The 14,154-nt window shown below is 70.9% G+C and carries 27 protein-coding genes; 25 read left to right on the top strand and 2 right to left on the bottom strand.

Annotated elements, in window-relative coordinates:
* Positions 1 to 14 precede the first annotated feature (14 nt).
* The 18 genes from ACFQ2V_RS14230 to ACFQ2V_RS14145 all read left to right on the top strand — a co-directional run bounded on the left by ACFQ2V_RS14230 (position 15) and on the right by ACFQ2V_RS14145 (position 8,816).
* Positions 15 to 731, top strand: coding sequence for a ParB/RepB/Spo0J family partition protein (locus ACFQ2V_RS14230; protein WP_386053503.1), 717 nt, complete (start codon positions 15 to 17; stop codon positions 729 to 731).
* Positions 728 to 1,033, top strand: a complete 306-nt coding sequence (locus ACFQ2V_RS14225; protein ID WP_386053502.1) for a helix-turn-helix domain-containing protein — start codon at positions 728 to 730, stop codon at positions 1,031 to 1,033. Before ACFQ2V_RS14230 ends, ACFQ2V_RS14225 begins: the two co-directional genes overlap by 4 nt.
* Positions 1,030 to 1,272: a hypothetical protein gene (locus ACFQ2V_RS14220; RefSeq protein WP_386053501.1), complete on the top strand. Its 243-nt coding sequence runs from the start codon at positions 1,030 to 1,032 to the stop codon at positions 1,270 to 1,272. The genes ACFQ2V_RS14225 and ACFQ2V_RS14220 overlap by 4 nt, the downstream gene beginning before the upstream one ends.
* Positions 1,269 to 2,141, top strand: coding sequence for a hypothetical protein (locus ACFQ2V_RS14215; protein ID WP_386053500.1), 873 nt, complete (start codon positions 1,269 to 1,271; stop codon positions 2,139 to 2,141). The genes ACFQ2V_RS14220 and ACFQ2V_RS14215 overlap by 4 nt, the downstream gene beginning before the upstream one ends.
* Entirely contained in the window at positions 2,138 to 2,473 is a 336-nt protein-coding gene (locus ACFQ2V_RS14210) for a WhiB family transcriptional regulator (protein WP_386053499.1), read from the top strand. The genes ACFQ2V_RS14215 and ACFQ2V_RS14210 overlap by 4 nt, the downstream gene beginning before the upstream one ends.
* The gene (locus ACFQ2V_RS14205; protein ID WP_386053498.1) at positions 2,470 to 3,375 is read left to right on the top strand and encodes a PD-(D/E)XK nuclease-like domain-containing protein; all 906 of its coding nucleotides are present in this window, start codon (positions 2,470 to 2,472) and stop codon (positions 3,373 to 3,375) included. The genes ACFQ2V_RS14210 and ACFQ2V_RS14205 overlap by 4 nt, the downstream gene beginning before the upstream one ends.
* Positions 3,372 to 4,277: a recombinase RecT gene (locus ACFQ2V_RS14200; protein WP_386053497.1), complete on the top strand. Its 906-nt coding sequence runs from the start codon at positions 3,372 to 3,374 to the stop codon at positions 4,275 to 4,277. Before ACFQ2V_RS14205 ends, ACFQ2V_RS14200 begins: the two co-directional genes overlap by 4 nt.
* Positions 4,274 to 4,456 carry a hypothetical protein gene (locus tag ACFQ2V_RS14195; RefSeq protein ID WP_386053496.1) on the top strand — a complete coding sequence of 61 codons (183 nt, stop codon included), beginning with the start codon at positions 4,274 to 4,276 and terminating at the stop codon, positions 4,454 to 4,456. The genes ACFQ2V_RS14200 and ACFQ2V_RS14195 overlap by 4 nt, the downstream gene beginning before the upstream one ends.
* Positions 4,453 to 4,770, top strand: coding sequence for a hypothetical protein (locus tag ACFQ2V_RS14190; RefSeq protein WP_386053495.1), 318 nt, complete (start codon positions 4,453 to 4,455; stop codon positions 4,768 to 4,770). The genes ACFQ2V_RS14195 and ACFQ2V_RS14190 overlap by 4 nt, the downstream gene beginning before the upstream one ends.
* Positions 4,771 to 4,784: 14 nt before the next feature.
* The gene (locus tag ACFQ2V_RS14185) at positions 4,785 to 5,159 is read left to right on the top strand and encodes a hypothetical protein (RefSeq protein WP_386053494.1); all 375 of its coding nucleotides are present in this window, start codon (positions 4,785 to 4,787) and stop codon (positions 5,157 to 5,159) included.
* The gene (locus ACFQ2V_RS14180) at positions 5,156 to 5,704 is read left to right on the top strand and encodes an endonuclease domain-containing protein (RefSeq protein ID WP_386053493.1); all 549 of its coding nucleotides are present in this window, start codon (positions 5,156 to 5,158) and stop codon (positions 5,702 to 5,704) included. The genes ACFQ2V_RS14185 and ACFQ2V_RS14180 overlap by 4 nt, the downstream gene beginning before the upstream one ends.
* Positions 5,701 to 6,204: a hypothetical protein gene (locus tag ACFQ2V_RS14175; RefSeq protein ID WP_386053492.1), complete on the top strand. Its 504-nt coding sequence runs from the start codon at positions 5,701 to 5,703 to the stop codon at positions 6,202 to 6,204. The genes ACFQ2V_RS14180 and ACFQ2V_RS14175 overlap by 4 nt, the downstream gene beginning before the upstream one ends.
* Positions 6,201 to 6,827 (top strand): hypothetical protein, encoded by a 627-nt coding sequence (locus ACFQ2V_RS14170; RefSeq protein ID WP_386053491.1) that lies wholly within the window; start codon positions 6,201 to 6,203, stop codon positions 6,825 to 6,827. Before ACFQ2V_RS14175 ends, ACFQ2V_RS14170 begins: the two co-directional genes overlap by 4 nt.
* Positions 6,827 to 7,093, top strand: a complete 267-nt coding sequence (locus ACFQ2V_RS14165; protein WP_386053490.1) for a hypothetical protein — start codon at positions 6,827 to 6,829, stop codon at positions 7,091 to 7,093. The genes ACFQ2V_RS14170 and ACFQ2V_RS14165 overlap by 1 nt, the downstream gene beginning before the upstream one ends.
* Positions 7,093 to 7,281, top strand: a complete 189-nt coding sequence (locus ACFQ2V_RS14160) for a hypothetical protein (RefSeq protein ID WP_386053489.1) — start codon at positions 7,093 to 7,095, stop codon at positions 7,279 to 7,281. Before ACFQ2V_RS14165 ends, ACFQ2V_RS14160 begins: the two co-directional genes overlap by 1 nt.
* 391 nt (positions 7,282 to 7,672) lie before the next feature.
* On the top strand, positions 7,673 to 7,915 hold the full coding sequence (locus ACFQ2V_RS14155) for a hypothetical protein (protein WP_386053488.1): 243 nt from the start codon (positions 7,673 to 7,675) through the stop codon (positions 7,913 to 7,915).
* Positions 7,912 to 8,610, top strand: a complete 699-nt coding sequence (locus ACFQ2V_RS14150; RefSeq protein ID WP_386053487.1) for a hypothetical protein — start codon at positions 7,912 to 7,914, stop codon at positions 8,608 to 8,610. Before ACFQ2V_RS14155 ends, ACFQ2V_RS14150 begins: the two co-directional genes overlap by 4 nt.
* Positions 8,607 to 8,816 (top strand): helix-turn-helix domain-containing protein, encoded by a 210-nt coding sequence (locus tag ACFQ2V_RS14145; RefSeq protein WP_386053486.1) that lies wholly within the window; start codon positions 8,607 to 8,609, stop codon positions 8,814 to 8,816. Before ACFQ2V_RS14150 ends, ACFQ2V_RS14145 begins: the two co-directional genes overlap by 4 nt.
* 152 nt (positions 8,817 to 8,968) lie before the next feature.
* Here ACFQ2V_RS14145 and ACFQ2V_RS14140 read toward each other — a convergent pair whose 3' ends face one another.
* Entirely contained in the window at positions 8,969 to 9,166 is a 198-nt protein-coding gene (locus ACFQ2V_RS14140) for a type II toxin-antitoxin system HicB family antitoxin (RefSeq protein ID WP_386053485.1), read from the bottom strand.
* A gap of 60 nt (positions 9,167 to 9,226) precedes the next feature.
* On the opposite strand from ACFQ2V_RS14140, the gene ACFQ2V_RS14135 reads away from it, so the two are divergent.
* On the top strand, positions 9,227 to 9,478 hold the full coding sequence (locus tag ACFQ2V_RS14135) for a hypothetical protein (protein WP_386053484.1): 252 nt from the start codon (positions 9,227 to 9,229) through the stop codon (positions 9,476 to 9,478).
* Here the strand turns inward: ACFQ2V_RS14135 and ACFQ2V_RS14130 are convergent.
* Complete coding sequence (locus ACFQ2V_RS14130; RefSeq protein WP_386053483.1) at positions 9,426 to 9,536, bottom strand: hypothetical protein; 111 nt, start codon at positions 9,534 to 9,536, stop codon at positions 9,426 to 9,428. The two genes, ACFQ2V_RS14135 and ACFQ2V_RS14130, sit on opposite strands and share 53 nt — an antisense overlap.
* Positions 9,537 to 9,665: 129 nt before the next feature.
* Here ACFQ2V_RS14130 and ACFQ2V_RS14125 point away from each other — a divergent pair, with 129 nt between their 5' ends.
* From ACFQ2V_RS14125 to ACFQ2V_RS14100, 6 genes are all read left to right on the top strand, one after another.
* Positions 9,666 to 9,821: a hypothetical protein gene (locus ACFQ2V_RS14125; protein ID WP_386053482.1), complete on the top strand. Its 156-nt coding sequence runs from the start codon at positions 9,666 to 9,668 to the stop codon at positions 9,819 to 9,821.
* A gap of 127 nt (positions 9,822 to 9,948) precedes the next feature.
* On the top strand, positions 9,949 to 10,248 hold the full coding sequence (locus ACFQ2V_RS14120; protein WP_386053481.1) for a hypothetical protein: 300 nt from the start codon (positions 9,949 to 9,951) through the stop codon (positions 10,246 to 10,248).
* Positions 10,249 to 10,336: 88 nt separating this feature from the next.
* Positions 10,337 to 10,693, top strand: coding sequence for a hypothetical protein (locus ACFQ2V_RS14115; RefSeq protein WP_386053480.1), 357 nt, complete (start codon positions 10,337 to 10,339; stop codon positions 10,691 to 10,693).
* A gap of 127 nt (positions 10,694 to 10,820) precedes the next feature.
* The gene (locus ACFQ2V_RS14110; protein WP_386053479.1) at positions 10,821 to 12,137 is read left to right on the top strand and encodes a DEAD/DEAH box helicase family protein; all 1,317 of its coding nucleotides are present in this window, start codon (positions 10,821 to 10,823) and stop codon (positions 12,135 to 12,137) included.
* A 10-nt stretch (positions 12,138 to 12,147) separates the two neighbouring features.
* Positions 12,148 to 13,371, top strand: a complete 1,224-nt coding sequence (locus tag ACFQ2V_RS14105; RefSeq protein WP_386053478.1) for a phage portal protein — start codon at positions 12,148 to 12,150, stop codon at positions 13,369 to 13,371.
* Entirely contained in the window at positions 13,368 to 14,036 is a 669-nt protein-coding gene (locus tag ACFQ2V_RS14100) for an HK97 family phage prohead protease (RefSeq protein WP_386053477.1), read from the top strand. The genes ACFQ2V_RS14105 and ACFQ2V_RS14100 overlap by 4 nt, the downstream gene beginning before the upstream one ends.
* Positions 14,037 to 14,154: the final 118 nt, after the last annotated feature.

The raw sequence follows: 14,154 nt of genomic DNA, 5'->3' as shown, positions 1-14,154 counted from the left end.
ACAGGGGCGGTCCGATGAGCACCGTCACCCTGCGCAGCGTCCCCACCGACCAGCTCGTCGCGAACCGCCGCAACGTCCGCGAGGCCCTCGAGGACATACCCGAGCTCGCCGCGTCGATCCGCGCCAACGGCCTGCTGCAGCCGATCATCGTCAACGACCAGGGCGGACGCCTCGTCGTCACCGACGGCCACCGCCGCCTCGAGGCCGCCCGGCTCGCCGGCGTCCCGACGGTTATGTGCCTCGTCACGACGGGCGCCAGCGTTCGCCGCGTCACGACAACGATGCTCGCGGCCGCCATGCACAAGGAACTGCGGCCGCTCGAGCAGGCCCGCGCGTTCAAGGCGCTGCAGGACGAGGGCGTCATCGTGGCCGAGATCGCCCGGTCGACCGGGTACTCGCAGGCGCTCATCCGGGGCCGGCTGCTGCTCCTCGAGCTGCCGGCCGAGGCGCAGGACATGGTCGAGGATGACGAGCTGACGATCGGGCAGGCGACCGAGCTCGCGAAGCAGGTGCGCTCGCGCAAGTCCGGCGGTGTCGCGCAGGTCGGCAGCGGCAAGGAGACAGGCCGCTACTGGCAGGGACACCCTCTGCGCGGCGTCGTCAACGACTTCTGCACCCATCGGGACATCCGCCGCACGCTGGGCGGCCGCATCGGCGGCTGCGCGCCTTGCTGGGAGCAGGTGATCCGCGCCGACGAGCGCGAACGGATGGCAGAGGAAGCCGCGTCATGAGCGCCGGCACCAACGGCGGCTACGGCCGCGGCCGGCCCCGGTTCACGGACGAGCAGCGCCGAGACATCCTCGCCCGCCACGACCGCGGCGAGAGCGCAGCCGCGATCGCCCGCCACTACGGGTGCGTCCCCGCAGCCGTCTACTACCACCTCAAGACCACCCTGCGTCACGTCCCCATCAAGGACCGCTACTCCGTAGCAGCCACGACAGCGGCCGGCGGCACGTGCGTCCGCTGCGGCATCGACATGGGTCGCCCGGGCATGTGCATCGACTGCCTCGAGGTCGAAGGAGTCCTCTCATGAGCCCCGACGAGCCGATCGACCTCGTGCCCACCGAGAAGGCGTACGAGCTGCCCGACGACCTGTCCGTCGTCCGGGCGGGCGACATCGTGCAGGTCGGCAAGGGCAAGCGCCGCTGGACCGTCAAGGACTTCTGGCAGCCCGCGCGCGGCGGCGTGCTCGCCAACCTCACCATCGACGGCTACGTCAACCAGTCCGTCGAGGTCGGCCGCCTGACCGTCGTCGAAAGGCCGAATCCGTGACCCGGATCCACACCGACCTCGGCATCGTGCGCCGCGCCCTCGACATCGCCGACGCGCGCGGCGTACGTGCCGCAGAGCGCGAGACCGGCGTCCTCCGTCAGACCGTGGCGAAGTGGAAGAAGGCGCGGGCCGCTCGCTACCCCGAGTGGCCCACCCCGGCGGACATCGACGCCTGGCGCGCCGACGACGAGGCGAACCGCGAGAAGCGGGCTCGAGGAGTCGCGAAAGCCACCGACTACCGCAAGAGGCGGTACCTCGGGCTCGTCCCGAAGCCGGTCGCCCCGGTCGGCACGATGCGGCGCCTGCAGGCGCTCTACGCCCTCGGCTGGACCTGCCCGGAGATCGGCGAGCGGCTCGGCGTCTCGGACTCGCGCGTGGGCCACATCATGACCGGCCTCTACAAGCGCGTCACGCCCGAGACGGCCGCCCGCGTCCGCGCCGTCTACGACGAGCTGAGCATGACCGTGCCGGTCGACAAGCCGATGGTCCGCCGCGGCGACTGCCCGATCCACGAGCGCGGACGCAACGACGCCCGCCGCCGCGGCTACGCCCCGCCCCTCGCGTGGGACGAGGAGACCATCGACGACCCGTCAGCCAGGCCGGCCCACCTGCTGCGGCGGGCCGCCCCGCGCGGGTTCGACGAGGCCGCCGTACGGCGCCGCATCGACGGCGACCAGGCGGTGCAGCTGAGCGACGCCGACCGCCGGGAGGTCGTCCGACGCCTGCACACCCGCGGCCTCAGCGACGGCGAGATCGAGCAGCAGACCGGCGTCAGCAAGCGGCAGGTGCTTCGGGACCGGCAGACGCTCGGTCTGCCCGCGAACGAGCTCGACTCCTGGGCGGCCGCCGGCAGGAGGGCCGCGTCGTGATCCGCCTCCACGAGCCCCGTGTCATCACGCCGCGGCCGCAGCTCGACTCCGAGCCCTCCCACGACTGGCGCGTCCTCGGCCTCTGCGCGCAGACGGGCCCCGTCGACGACGTATGGCTGCCCAGCAAGGGCCAGCCCGCCCGGCACGGCAAAGCGATCTGCCTCAGCGGCTGCCCCGTCATCCGCGAGTGCCTGCTCTTCGCGCTCAACAGCGACAGGCAGCTGGAGGGCGTGTGGGGCGGCACGTCCGAGTCGGAGCGCCGCGTGCTGCGCCGGAAGTGGCGGGCGCGCAAGGCGGCCGAGGCCGCGCGACGTCAGGCGGGTGCAGCATGAAGGTGCAGGACGGAAGCCGCCGGGTTCGGATCACCCGTCCCGGGATCTTCGCCGGCCTCCCTGAGGACCGGTACCACGCCGACCCCGTCCCCGAGACTTCGCTGTCCTACTCCGGCGCGAAGCTCCTGCTCGACTGCCCCGCCCGGTTCCAGCACGAGCGGCAGCATCCCCGCTCGACGTCCACGTTCGACGAGGGCCGCGCCGCCCACGCGAAGGTCCTCGGCGTCGGCGAGCCCACGATCGCCGTGCCGGCCGAGCTGCTGTCGTCGGACGGCGGCATACGCAGCAACGACGCGAAGGCGTGGGTCGCCGAACACAAGACCGCCGGCTACACCGTCCTCAAGCCCGACGTCGTCGACCGCATCGACGCCATGGCCGAGCAGCTGCGCCAGCACCCGATCGCGGCCAAGCTGCTGCGCGACGGCGAGCCCGAGCGGTCCCTCTTCGACCGCGACCCCGAGACGAGCATCATGCTGCGCTGCCGGCTCGACTGGACGACCAGGTTGCGCTCCGGCCGGCCCTGCATCGTCGACTACAAGACGAGCACCACCGCCGACCCGGACCGGTTCGGGAAGACCGCGAACGACTTCAACTACGTGATGCAGGACCGCTGGTACCCCGAGCTCGCTGACCGGCTCACGGGCGAGTCGCACGCGTTCCTGTTCATCGTCCAGGAGAAGACCGCGCCGTACCTCGTCAGCGTGTGCGAGCTCGACGCCGAGTCGAGAGCCGTTGGGGCGCAGCGCAACCGGGACGCACGTCGGCTCTACCTCGACTGCATGACGTCCGGCTTGTGGCCCGGCTACGAGGCCCGCGTGCACCGCGTCTCGCTGCCGCCGTACGTGCTGCGCGACGCCCCCATCGACATCGACGAGATCCCCACCGAAGGAGAAGCCGCATGACCACCGAGCAGCAGCAGCAGGAGCAGCCGGGCGCCGACGTCGCCCTGCCGTCCGAGCGGCCGGCGCCGCCCACCCTCACCGAGCAGGTGCGCCGCATGGAGCAGCAGTTCGCCCTAGCGGCCCCGCGCGGCGTCGAGGCGAAGCAGATCGTCCGCGACGTCCTCACAGCCCTGTCGAAGAACCCCGACCTGCACAAGTGCACCCACGCCTCCGTGCTCGGCGGCGCGATGACGATGGCCCAGCTCGGACTGCGCATCGGCGTCCTCGGCCACGGCTGGCTCGTCCCGTTCTGGAACCGGAAGGCCATCTGGATCGAGACCCTCGACGACGGCTCCACCCGCGAACGCCGCGGCGCCTGGGAGGCGCAGCTCATCATCGGCTACCAGGGCCTCGTCGAGCTCGCCCACCGGTCCGGACAGATCCAGTCGATCAGCGCCCGCACCGTCCACGAGAAGGACTACTTCGCCCGCGAGTACGGCGTCGACGAGAAGCTCGTCCACCGGCCGGCAGCCGGCCCTCGAGGCGAGCCCGTCGCCTACTACGCGGTGGTCCGGTTCGCCAACGGCGGCACCTCGTTCTACGACATGACCAGGGCCGAAATGGAGGTCTACCGCGACCGGTACGCCATGGCGAAGACCAAGGAGGGCAAGGTCGTCGGGCCCTGGGCGACCGAGTTCGACGGCATGGCCAAAAAGACATGCGTCCGGCAGCTGTCGAAGTTCATGCCGAAGGGCACCGACCTCGCCGTCGCGCTCGCCGTCGACGACACCGTGCGCGTCGACCTGACGCCGACGTCGCAGCCGGAGCTCGTCTCGTCGCACCCCGAGCGCGACGTGCACGACGACAGCGCCGCGGTCGCCGAGGGCGAGATCGTCGACGACCAGGCAGGAGCCGAGTCATGAGCGACGACCAGGGCACCCGCGTCACCTGCGAGGACCTCGACACTGGCGAGAGCCAGAGCGCTGTCATCGCCAACGACTTCCTGGTCATCACCGACGGGAACCGCTATCTCGACGGTGTGCAGCACTACCCCGGCACCGGCACCACCATCCTCACGATCAAGACGAGGGCCGAGTCGTGAGCCGCTACAGCGGCTGGCAGGGCGCCGGGGCGGCCCGCAGAGCTCGCGAACAGCGCCGGCGCGAGGCAGAGGCCCGCAACGCCCTCACGCCGCCCGAGAGGCGCGCCAGCGCGCGCCGGCCCTGCCCTTCCGGGAAGCGGAAGCTCACGGAGCACCAGGCGCAGTGCGAGCTCGTCGGCGCCACCGTCGACCGCAACCGCGGCCGCGTCCACCGCCGCGAGCGCCGCGCTTACCAGTGCCCGCTGTGCGGAGCCCACCACCTCACCAGCAAGCCCCAGAAGAAGCGACGAGAGCGAAAGGAGGCCGCCGCCTGATGGGACTCCCCTGGGTGCGACTCGACTCAAACATCGCCTCGCACGACAAAATCCTGGCGCTTTTGAGCGACCCGTCGCCCAAAAAGTGGCAGGCGTGGGCCAACTACATGGCCAGTTTCGCGTGGTCTGGCGGGCAGGGCACCGACGGTCGGATCCCGAATTACGCCCTGTCGAGCATCCACGCGACGACCGGAACGGCACGACTCCTGCAGAAGTACGGCCTGTGGGACGACGCCCCGGGCGGCTGGCAGATCCGAAACTTCACCGCCCGTCAGCCCTCGGCGGCCGCCACCGAGTCGGTTCGCGAGACGAAGCGTCGCGCGTCTGCCAAGGGCAACTGCGTCCGCCACCACGGGCCCGACTGCGGCTGCTGGCGGGAGGCGTCATGATCCGCACGAAGCAGTGCGCGACCTGCGGTCGTCGACGCTCCGTCGAGCTCTTCGGGCTGCGCGATTCGAGCCGGGATGGGCTCGAATCCTCCTGCTGCACATGCCTGTCGGACGCCGCCCAGCGCCGCAAGCACGGGCTCGGCTCGCATGAGAAGGCCGCCGTGGCTGCTGCGCAGGATGGTTGTGCGATCTGCGGCAGCACCGTCCCGGGCCGCAAGGGCTGGGTCGTCGACCACGACCGCTCCTGCTGCCCGGGTGACAAGTCGTGCTCCGACTGCCGGCGGGGAGTGCTGTGCCAGTGGTGCAACTCGGCACTGGGCTACGCCTTCGACTCTCCCGAGACGTTGCGCCGCATGGCTGACTACCTTGCGACCGGAACGAGGCTCGCGGACGCGCCTCCCGTCTGCGACTCCCATGTGGGACTCCATACGGACGGACACAACGGACGGACTAACGGAGAAACATGGCTGAGGACCAGAGATCACCTGACCTCAAGTGACGCGCGGGCGCGCATACCGGGATTCCACTCGAGGGTCGAATCATGATGGCCGCCGAGCGGCAGCGGATCGCCCGCTCCGTCGCCGCCATCCGAGGCGACTGGACCGTCGAGGCCGTCGACGCGTTCCTGCGACTGCACCTCAAGAACCATCCCTACCGGGACGTCCACCTCGCCCTCAGCATCGTGGCCCACCTCGACCGCTCCACCCCCGAGACCGTCCTCGACCCCAAAGGCCGCTGGTGGAAGCTCATCGCCGACCTCGGCGGCATCGTCCCGGCCAAGATCCAGCACCCCCAGTGCCCGATGCACAAGACGTGCATGGCGCACGAGGACCACCCCGTCGGCGCCGACCGCTGCCCCGACTGCTCCTCGACGCTCGTCACGGACGAGGCGACCGCGAAGGCACTCGCCGACGCTGTCCGCGCGGAGATCCCCGCGCACCGGCGCACCAGGCGAAAGGCGAAGGCGGACCCCATCGCGGCCTCGCGCCCGCCGGCGGAGCACGTCGACGCCGCCCGCACCCTCATCGACCAGGAGACGAGATGACCGAGCAGCAGTGCCAGCACCGCATGATCGCCAAGACGACCTACGACGACGGCTGGATCTGCGTCGACGAGGCGGCGTGCCATCGACGGTTTTGGTTCGACGCCGAGCTGCGTCGGCGGCTGGCCGACTCCGAGGAGGAGGTCGCCCGCCAGTACCACGAGGCCCAGGTTGCCGAGGCCAAGGTGGCGCGAGTCGAGGCGGCTGCCCGAGCGGTGCTCACCGCCGACGACGGCATGGTCACCTACGAACCGTGCGACGACTGCCTCCGCTCCGGCGTCGTGCTGGTGACCGCCGAGAGCGACGCGGCGATGGACGCTGCGCTCGACGATCTCCGCGCCGCGCTGGCCGTCGGTCCCGCGGAGCCCGCGACGTCAGGTGGCGCCCCGGACGTTTCTCCCCTCCCGAGGGACGATGACGCACACCGGGGCGCCCAGCACAACGTACCCGCCGAGGTGGAGCAGGTGCTCTCGGACGTGTGGTCACTCGAGGGCGTCCGGCGCTGGTGGACAGCCCGCAACACGATGCTCCGAGACCGCATCCCCCGCGACGTCTACCGCGAAGGCCCCGAAGGCGTCCAGGCGGTCATCGACCTCGCCAACCACCTCGCAGACGGGAACTGGTGATGACCAGGTTTCCGTACCGCTTCAGGCACGGCGGCCCCAGCACACCGAACGGCATCCCCGTCATCTACAGCCGGACCCTCGAGTTCACCCACCCCAACGTGACGTCGCTGTTCATCGTCGCGAGCCTCGAGGGCCGGTCCGTCGCCTACACGAACGACCCCGACTACCAGTGGACGTTCTACCGCGCCGAGTGCCACGACCAAGCCCGCCGCATCGTCCGCGACGGCCTCCGCAGGCGGCTGCCCTGGCTGAGAGCGAGCAACTGATGCGCGTCTTCACCGAGACCACGTACCTGCGGATCCGCACGTTCCGCGACGAGGCCGCACGTCGAGACGCGATCGCCCGAGCGCGAGCAGCCGCCGCCCAGAACGGGTTCCGCGGCCGCGTCCAGTTCGCCTGGCGCAACGCCGGCCACGCCGGCGACCTGATCGCCGTCCGGGTCTGGGCCCGCTGATGCCAGCGCTCAAGGGCAGCGCCCTCTCCGCCGGCCCCTGGCGCAACCCACGCCGGCTCGGCGGCCGGATCTCCCAGACGTTCTGCGCCGCCGGCTGCGGCACCCGCCTCCACGAGGAGCTCGTCGCCCGCGGCATCGGCACCCACCCGAACTGCGCCCCTGACGACCGGCGCGACGAGCCGCACGCGGCCGGGCCTGCACCGGACGGCATGGTCGCTGGCACCCTCGACAACGAGGTTGGCGGCGGTGAAGACTCGTGTGACGCTAGGGGGTGCGCCACCGCCCGAGCCGCACTGTTGGAGCATCCGGGCGGTGGCGCTAGGGCCCCCCTACCCAACTCCTCCCGGGCCGCGCGGGCCGCTCGTGCCGGGGTTATCGAGGCGGGTCCCTGATGCCCTGCTCCCCCGGCATGGCGGCGTGCCGGCGCCGCAACCCCGCGTGCCCGCACCTGCAGTTCGTGCGGGAGTACCGCGACGCCCGCGAGGCCGCCGAAGCCAAGCGTGACGCCGAGTGCCTCGGCTACGACACCGAGACCGCGGCATACACGCCGATCGTCACGTTCCACACCTGGCTCGTCGACATGACGGGCTGGTCAGGCCGGCACCGCGTCGAGGAGCTCGAGGAGGCGTCGTGACCGGATGCAGGCGAGGATGCACCCTGCTGGGGCTCCACCAGCCCGACTGCGGCTGCACACGCGAATGCCCCGACCACGACGACCACTGCCGCGGCTGCCTGCCCAAGCCCGCCGTCATCGGCGGGTTCTGCCAGCACTGCGGCATCCAGCTCCGCGACACCATCGACGCCCTGCCCCCCTGCATCACCGCGCTGCACCGCATGCCCGGCGGCCGCCTCGCACCCCCCGACCAGCCCACCGGAGACCCCACCCGCCGCGCCACCAAGGTCGACCAGATCAGCCCCTCCCCCGCCCACGACGCCGCCGACGACGCCGCACGCTGGCTCCACTCCTGGGCCACCGCTGTCGCCGACGAGCTCTCCGAGCGCGGCCCCTTCGAGTACCGCACCGACGGCGTGCCCGTCCCCGACGCCTGGGCCGAGGCCCGCTACCTCAACGCCCGCCTGCCCCACATCACCACCCAGAGCTACGCCAACGACATCGCCGAGGAGGCCGAGCAGCTCCTGCGCACCCTCACCCTCATCACCGGCACCGACGACGCCGACCAGCGCATCCCCACCCGCTGCCCCAGCTGCAACCAGCGCACCCTCGTGCGACCCAACGGCGAGGAGTACGTGACGTGTCGGAACCGTCACTGCGCGAGCGTGTGGCAGTCCGACCATTTCGGCATCCTCGCCAAGGTCGTGACCGCGTGATCTGGCGCCCGCACCGCCGGCTGCTCACCATCGAGGAGGCGGCCCGGTCGGCCGGCTGCAAGCCCGGCACCATCCGGCGGTGGATCCGCACCGGCCGGCTTCGGGTCGTCGCGCACAAGCGGCGCCAGCCCCTGCTCCTCGAGTCCGACGTGCTCGAGGCCGACGCCCGCATCCATCGACGCCGCGCCCGGCCACGGTCCACTTGACAAATGTGGACACACCGAATGCTAGTCTGGCGCCGTAGGCGGTCGTCCACCCTTCCCGTGAGCGACCGCGTGCGACGTACGGCCCGTCTTGCTCCCCTGTCGAGGCGGGCCGTTCGCATGCCCCACGGCTCGAGGTGCCAGGCGATCGGGGATCAGGCGAACGTCCAGGCGATCCCCGGGCGGGCGTCATCGTCGAGGTCGTCCATCAGGACGATGACCTCGCGGACAGAGTCAGCGAGCCCAGCCTCCGAGCGGGCGAATGTGTGGGCGCCCGGCACGGTCGGGACGTCGGCCAGCCACGCCCCATCCTCGCGGGTGACGACCACCTCGTAGGTGCCCTCAGAAGCCATCTCACGAGGGTACGTCCAACGTGCGGCCGCGGACAGGTCGCGAGCGCTACAGTCCGGCTCATGACCGCACGAGAGCGCCTCACCGGCATCGCCGGGCTGATCGTGTTCTTCGGTCTCGTCGCAGGGTGCAACGCCCTCACCTCGACCCGGCTCCCGGACGAGGAGCCCGGCCGCGCCTACTGCGAGCAGGTCGGTGGACGCTACGTCCCGGCCCCCGCGCATGGACTCCCGAAGTGCATGAGCCCCGCCGGCACGGAGATCACCTACGGGCCCGGGAACCCAGACAACAGGGACCTCGACCCGCTCCACTGACGCGGGCCCCTCCACCTCCGGCAGCCTCGGCCCGACGCGGTGCGATGAGGCTGACCAACGCCCGATGCAGAGCACGGGCTCAACGGCCGGCCGAGCCACGCTCCCCGGCCCGCGACGTTGGGAGACGCGCATGGTCACCACCGCGCATATCGCAGACAGCTGCGACCGCCACCCCTCCGCGGCAGGCATGACCGCCTGGTACCGAGCACGGGACCGGCGCCTCGTCATCCTCTGCGCCCACTGCACCCACGAGCACGACATGGCCCTCCTCGAGCAGGGCTTCGAGCTCAGCATCGACAACCGTGACAGCCTCCTGCCCGAGCCCGCCACGCAGACAGCGTGAGCCGACCCGACAACGTCTGCCCCGTCTGCAGGCGAGAGACCCCCGTCGACCGCATGCCCCACAGGCCCTGCCCCGGCTGGCCCAAGCGGAAGCCGGCCAAGCGCACAGCCCGCAAGGGCTGACCCCCATGCCGTTCAAGAAGGGCCGGCCCACCGCCTCCCTCTACCGCAGCGCCAAGTACCAAGCCGACCGGACCGCCCTCGTCAAGGCCTTCAAGCCCGGCCAGGCCTGCGTCCTCTGCGGCCACCCCATCCACGTCGTCAAGTACGTCGAGGCCCAGCACATCCCGGGCACCGACCAGCTCCTCGGCCTCGCACACGGCACACGCAACCGATGCACCGTATGCCGGCGGCCCTGCAACCAAACCGACGGCGCCCGACGCGGGCGAGCCCGACAAGACAACCGCGAGACGCGGACACGGCTCTGACTTTTTGGACAGGGACCGCCTCCCGACCCGCGTGTCGGCCGGCTTCTATCTGTGAGCGTTTTTTCTGTTTGCTCGGTGGGGGTGGTGGGTGGTGGCGGCTGTGCGGAAGTTGTCGGTTGTGACGCCGGCGGGCACCACCCGGTCGGCGAGGAAGACGCCGGCGAAGAAGGCGGCGGCGCCTCGGAGGCCGCGCGCGAAGAGCCTCGACCAGGTGATCGCGGAGGGCGACTACCTCGAGATCTTGAAGGCGTTGCGGCTGCAGGCGGCGAAGGACGTGAAGACGGAGAAGGGCCCGGCGAAGGCGGCCATGCTGCGTCAGATCCTGCAGCTGTCGACGGAGATCGCGGCGTTGGAGGCCGAGCGGAAGGCGGCGGCGGCGGAGGACGCGGAGAGCGACGACGGTGGCGACGAGGACGACGAGCCGTTCGACGCCGAAGCCCTCTGAGCCGCTGCGGCTGACGGACTTCGCGAAGCACGTGGCTGCCCCGTCGGGGATGACGTCGACGAGGTGGCCGCAGGTCGAGCGGAAGTGTCGGGAGCTGGGGATCCGGTTCCGGCCGTGGCAGCCGCCGGTGGGTCGCCTGATCCTGGCGAAGAGGGCGGATGGGAAGTACGCCTCGACGATCGGCGGGACGGGCCTGTCGATCCCACGGCAGGTGGGCAAGACGTTCCTCGTGGGCGCGATCGTGTTCGCGCTGTGCCTGGTGTGCCCGAATCTCACGGTCATCTGGACGGCGCACCGGATGCGCACCGCCGAAGAGACATTCGGCAAGATGCAGAAGTTCGCGCGCCGGCGTCGGATCAAGCCGCACGTCAAGCGCGTCGTCCTGGGCTCGGGCGAGGAAGCGATCGAGTTCCGAAACGGGTCGCGGATCCTGTTCGGCGCCCGCGAGTCCGGGTTTGGTCTCGGTTTCGACGAGGTCGACGTGCTGATCTTCGACGAGGCGCAGCGGCTCAAGGAGTCGACGCTCGAGGACATGATCCCGGCCACGAACCAGTCGCGGCAGCCGACCTCGGCGCTGCTGCTTTTCATGGGCACGCCTCCGCGGCCGACGGACGCCGGCGAGGTGTTCAAGCGGATGCGCACGGAGGCGCTGTCCGGTGAGGACGACGACACCGGGTGGGTCGAGCTCGGCGCGGACGATGACTACGTGCCGACGCCGCTGCCGGCACCCATGACCGAGAAGGACTGGGCGCAGATCGCGAAGGCGAACCCGTCCTTCCCCGAGGACACTCCGCACGAGGCGATCCTGCGCATGCGCAAGAAGCTCGGCTCCGACGCGTTCCTGCGCGAGGGCGCCGGCGTGTGGGACGCCGACCAGGCCGGGGGCGACGGCCTGTCGTACGCGGCGTGGCGAGACCTCGCCGACCCCGACGCGCCACTGCGTCGCGACCTCGTGCTGGGCGTAGACGTCGCCGAGGACCGGTCGGCGTGGATCGGCGCCGCCTGGCGCCGCGACGACGGGTCCTCCCAGGTGATGCTTCACGTGACCGACGAGTTCCCTGACGGCAGGTTCCCCGCGTACCGGGTCGCCGACGAGGTGGCGCGGCTGACGGAGAAGTACCGCACCACCGCGATCTCGGCGAAGTCGATGGAGGCAGACCTGGTGCGCGCCGGCGCGAAGGTGTCAGCTGTGACGGCGACGGAGTTCGCGGCCGCCTGCGGCGCCCTGGCCGACGCCGTCACCGAGGGGCAGATTCACCACGGCAACCAGACGGCGCTCAACACCGCTGTCAAGGCGGCCCGGTGGCGCTCTGCGGGAGTTTCCGGCGAACGCGCGTGGAAGCTCAAGGACTGCCCGGAGATCGGCCCGCTTGCGGCCACAACGCGCGCACTTCACGGACTTTCCAACCGGCCCGCATACGACCTGCTGCAGTCCGTCTGGTGAAGGAGGCCCTGTGAGCTTCTGGCGTTCCCTACTCGGCCTGCCCGAGAAGTCTGAGCCCGAGCAGCGCACCATCACCAGCCTCCCCTGGTCCGGCGACTACGCCCCCTTCAACGCGCCCACGTTCCCCGACGCCGCCTCGCTGACGCCGCACCGGGCCCTCAGCCTCTCGTCCGTGTACGCCGCGAACCGACTGCTCGCCCAGTCCATCTCCACGCTCCCGCTCAAGCCGTACCGGCGGATCGGCGAGGACCGGCAGCCCATGAGCTCGCTGCCGCAGCTGTTCGCGCAGCTCGTCGCCGACGGCCAACTCGTCCCGTGGCTGCACCAGTGCGTCACGTCCCTCGGGCTGCGCGGCAACGCGTTCGGCCTCGTCACCGCGCGCGACGGCTTCCAGTTCCCGACCGCGATCACGTGGCTAGACCCGGGCCAGGTGCAGGTCGACCCGCGGACGGGCAAGAACGGCTGGCTCTGGAAGGGTCGCGAGGTCCCGCTCGAGGACGTCGTGCACATCCCGCTCTTCGCGATGCCGGGCGAGCGGCTCGGCCTGTCACCTATCGCGTCGTTCGCGCAGACCCTCGGCGTCGGCCTGCAGGCGCAGACCTACGCCTCCGACTGGTTCGCCGCCGGCGGCTTCCCGCCCGGCACCTTCCGCAACGAGGAGCGGACGGTGCCGCAGGAGGAGGCCGACGTCATCAAGGCCCGGCTCGTCTCCTCCATCCGCACCCACACCCCGCTCGTGCACGGCTCCGACTGGAAGTACGACCCGATCTCGGTGCCGCCGAACGAGGCCCAGTTCATCGAGACGATGAAGATGACGACCAACCAGATCGCCGCCATCTACGGCATCCCGCCGGAGATGATCGGCGGCGAGTCCGGCTCGTCGATGACGTACGCGAACGTCGAGCAGCAGCAGATCAACTTCGTGATGTTCACGCTCCGGCCGTGGCTCGTCACGCTCGAGGCCGCCTTCTCCGCGCTGCTGCCCGACCGGCAGTACGTGCGCTTCAACTCCGACGCGCTGATCCGGGCCGACCTCAAGACCCGCTGGGAAGTCAACCAGATCCGCCTCAACGTCGGCGCCGCCAACGTCGACGAGATCCGCGCCCAAGAGGAGCAGCCGCCCCTGCCGAACGGCCAGGGACAGCAGTACGGCCCCACACCAGCCCCGGCGACTCAGGCGCCGCCGGCCGACAACCCACCTGGCGTCACGCCGATTAGGAGAGTCCCATCATGACCGATCTCGAGCGCCGGTTCACCCCCGGGCAGGTAGAGGTGCGCGCCTCCGCTGAGAAGCAGCGGACCATCGGCGGGTACGCGGCCAAGTTCAACGTCCAGTCGCGCAACCTCGGCGGCTTCGTCGAGCGCATCGCGCCAGAGGCGTTCAACAAGTCCCGCGGCGACGGCTGGCCGGAGGTGATGGCCAGGTACAACCACGACGACAACATGCTCCTCGGCACGACCGTCGCCCGCACCCTGCGCCTCACCGTCGACAACGTCGGGCTCAACTACGACGTCGACGTGCCGCAGGCCCGCTCCGACGTCTACGAGCTCGTCTCGCGCGGCGACGTCGCCAAGTCGTCCTTCGCGTTCATCGTCCCGCCAGGCGGCGACGACTGGTCCCTCAACGACCTCGACATCCCGCTGCGGACGCTGCTGTCGGTCAAGCTCGTCGACGTCGCGCCGGTCAACACCCCCGCCTACCTCGACACCAGCACCGGTCTGCGATCCCTCGCCCGCAAGGTCGAGGCGCCGCTCGAGGACGTGCGCCGGCTCGCCGAGCAGAACGAGCTGCGCCGCTTCTTCAAGCGCACCGACGGCGGCACGGAGGCGGCGAAGCACGACTTCGGCGCGGCCGCGCGAATGTCGCTGCTCAACCGGCAGCGCGACCCCTGGGCCTGAGCGCCCAGGACCCGAAACCCAACTGACACCCCCGGCAGGGCCGTTCCCACCGGGCGATCAGTGCTGCACCACCCCCTGTGAGGCAGGGCCGCTCCCACCTCGCGCACTCAACACACCG

The organism is Terrabacter terrigena (assembly GCF_042676085.1).
GTDB lineage: Bacteria > Actinomycetota > Actinomycetes > Actinomycetales > Dermatophilaceae > Terrabacter > Terrabacter terrigena.
This window is presented reverse-complemented; position numbering and strand designations above follow the sequence as displayed.

Excerpts from the sequence above, each read along its gene's own strand:
- ACFQ2V_RS14180 (WP_386053493.1), top strand. The coding sequence starts at position 5,156 with ATGATCCGCACGAAGCAGTGCGCGACCTGCGGTCGTCGACGCTCCGTC.
- ACFQ2V_RS14175 (WP_386053492.1), top strand. The coding sequence starts at position 5,701 with ATGATGGCCGCCGAGCGGCAGCGGATCGCCCGCTCCGTCGCCGCCATC.
- ACFQ2V_RS14230 (WP_386053503.1), top strand. The coding sequence starts at position 15 with ATGAGCACCGTCACCCTGCGCAGCGTCCCCACCGACCAGCTCGTCGCG.
- ACFQ2V_RS14120 (WP_386053481.1), top strand. The coding sequence starts at position 9,949 with ATGCCGTTCAAGAAGGGCCGGCCCACCGCCTCCCTCTACCGCAGCGCC.
- ACFQ2V_RS14200 (WP_386053497.1), top strand. The coding sequence starts at position 3,372 with ATGACCACCGAGCAGCAGCAGCAGGAGCAGCCGGGCGCCGACGTCGCC.
- ACFQ2V_RS14100 (WP_386053477.1), top strand. The coding sequence starts at position 13,368 with ATGACCGATCTCGAGCGCCGGTTCACCCCCGGGCAGGTAGAGGTGCGC.
- ACFQ2V_RS14205 (WP_386053498.1), top strand. The coding sequence starts at position 2,470 with ATGAAGGTGCAGGACGGAAGCCGCCGGGTTCGGATCACCCGTCCCGGG.
- ACFQ2V_RS14225 (WP_386053502.1), top strand. The coding sequence starts at position 728 with ATGAGCGCCGGCACCAACGGCGGCTACGGCCGCGGCCGGCCCCGGTTC.
- ACFQ2V_RS14170 (WP_386053491.1), top strand. The coding sequence starts at position 6,201 with ATGACCGAGCAGCAGTGCCAGCACCGCATGATCGCCAAGACGACCTAC.
- ACFQ2V_RS14125 (WP_386053482.1), top strand. The coding sequence starts at position 9,666 with ATGACCGCCTGGTACCGAGCACGGGACCGGCGCCTCGTCATCCTCTGC.
- ACFQ2V_RS14220 (WP_386053501.1), top strand. The coding sequence starts at position 1,030 with ATGAGCCCCGACGAGCCGATCGACCTCGTGCCCACCGAGAAGGCGTAC.
- ACFQ2V_RS14160 (WP_386053489.1), top strand. The coding sequence starts at position 7,093 with ATGCGCGTCTTCACCGAGACCACGTACCTGCGGATCCGCACGTTCCGC.
- ACFQ2V_RS14135 (WP_386053484.1), top strand. The coding sequence starts at position 9,227 with ATGACCGCACGAGAGCGCCTCACCGGCATCGCCGGGCTGATCGTGTTC.
- ACFQ2V_RS14155 (WP_386053488.1), top strand. The coding sequence starts at position 7,673 with ATGCCCTGCTCCCCCGGCATGGCGGCGTGCCGGCGCCGCAACCCCGCG.
- ACFQ2V_RS14195 (WP_386053496.1), top strand. The coding sequence starts at position 4,274 with ATGAGCGACGACCAGGGCACCCGCGTCACCTGCGAGGACCTCGACACT.
- ACFQ2V_RS14165 (WP_386053490.1), top strand. The coding sequence starts at position 6,827 with ATGACCAGGTTTCCGTACCGCTTCAGGCACGGCGGCCCCAGCACACCG.
- ACFQ2V_RS14140 (WP_386053485.1), bottom strand. The coding sequence starts at position 9,166 with ATGGCTTCTGAGGGCACCTACGAGGTGGTCGTCACCCGCGAGGATGGG.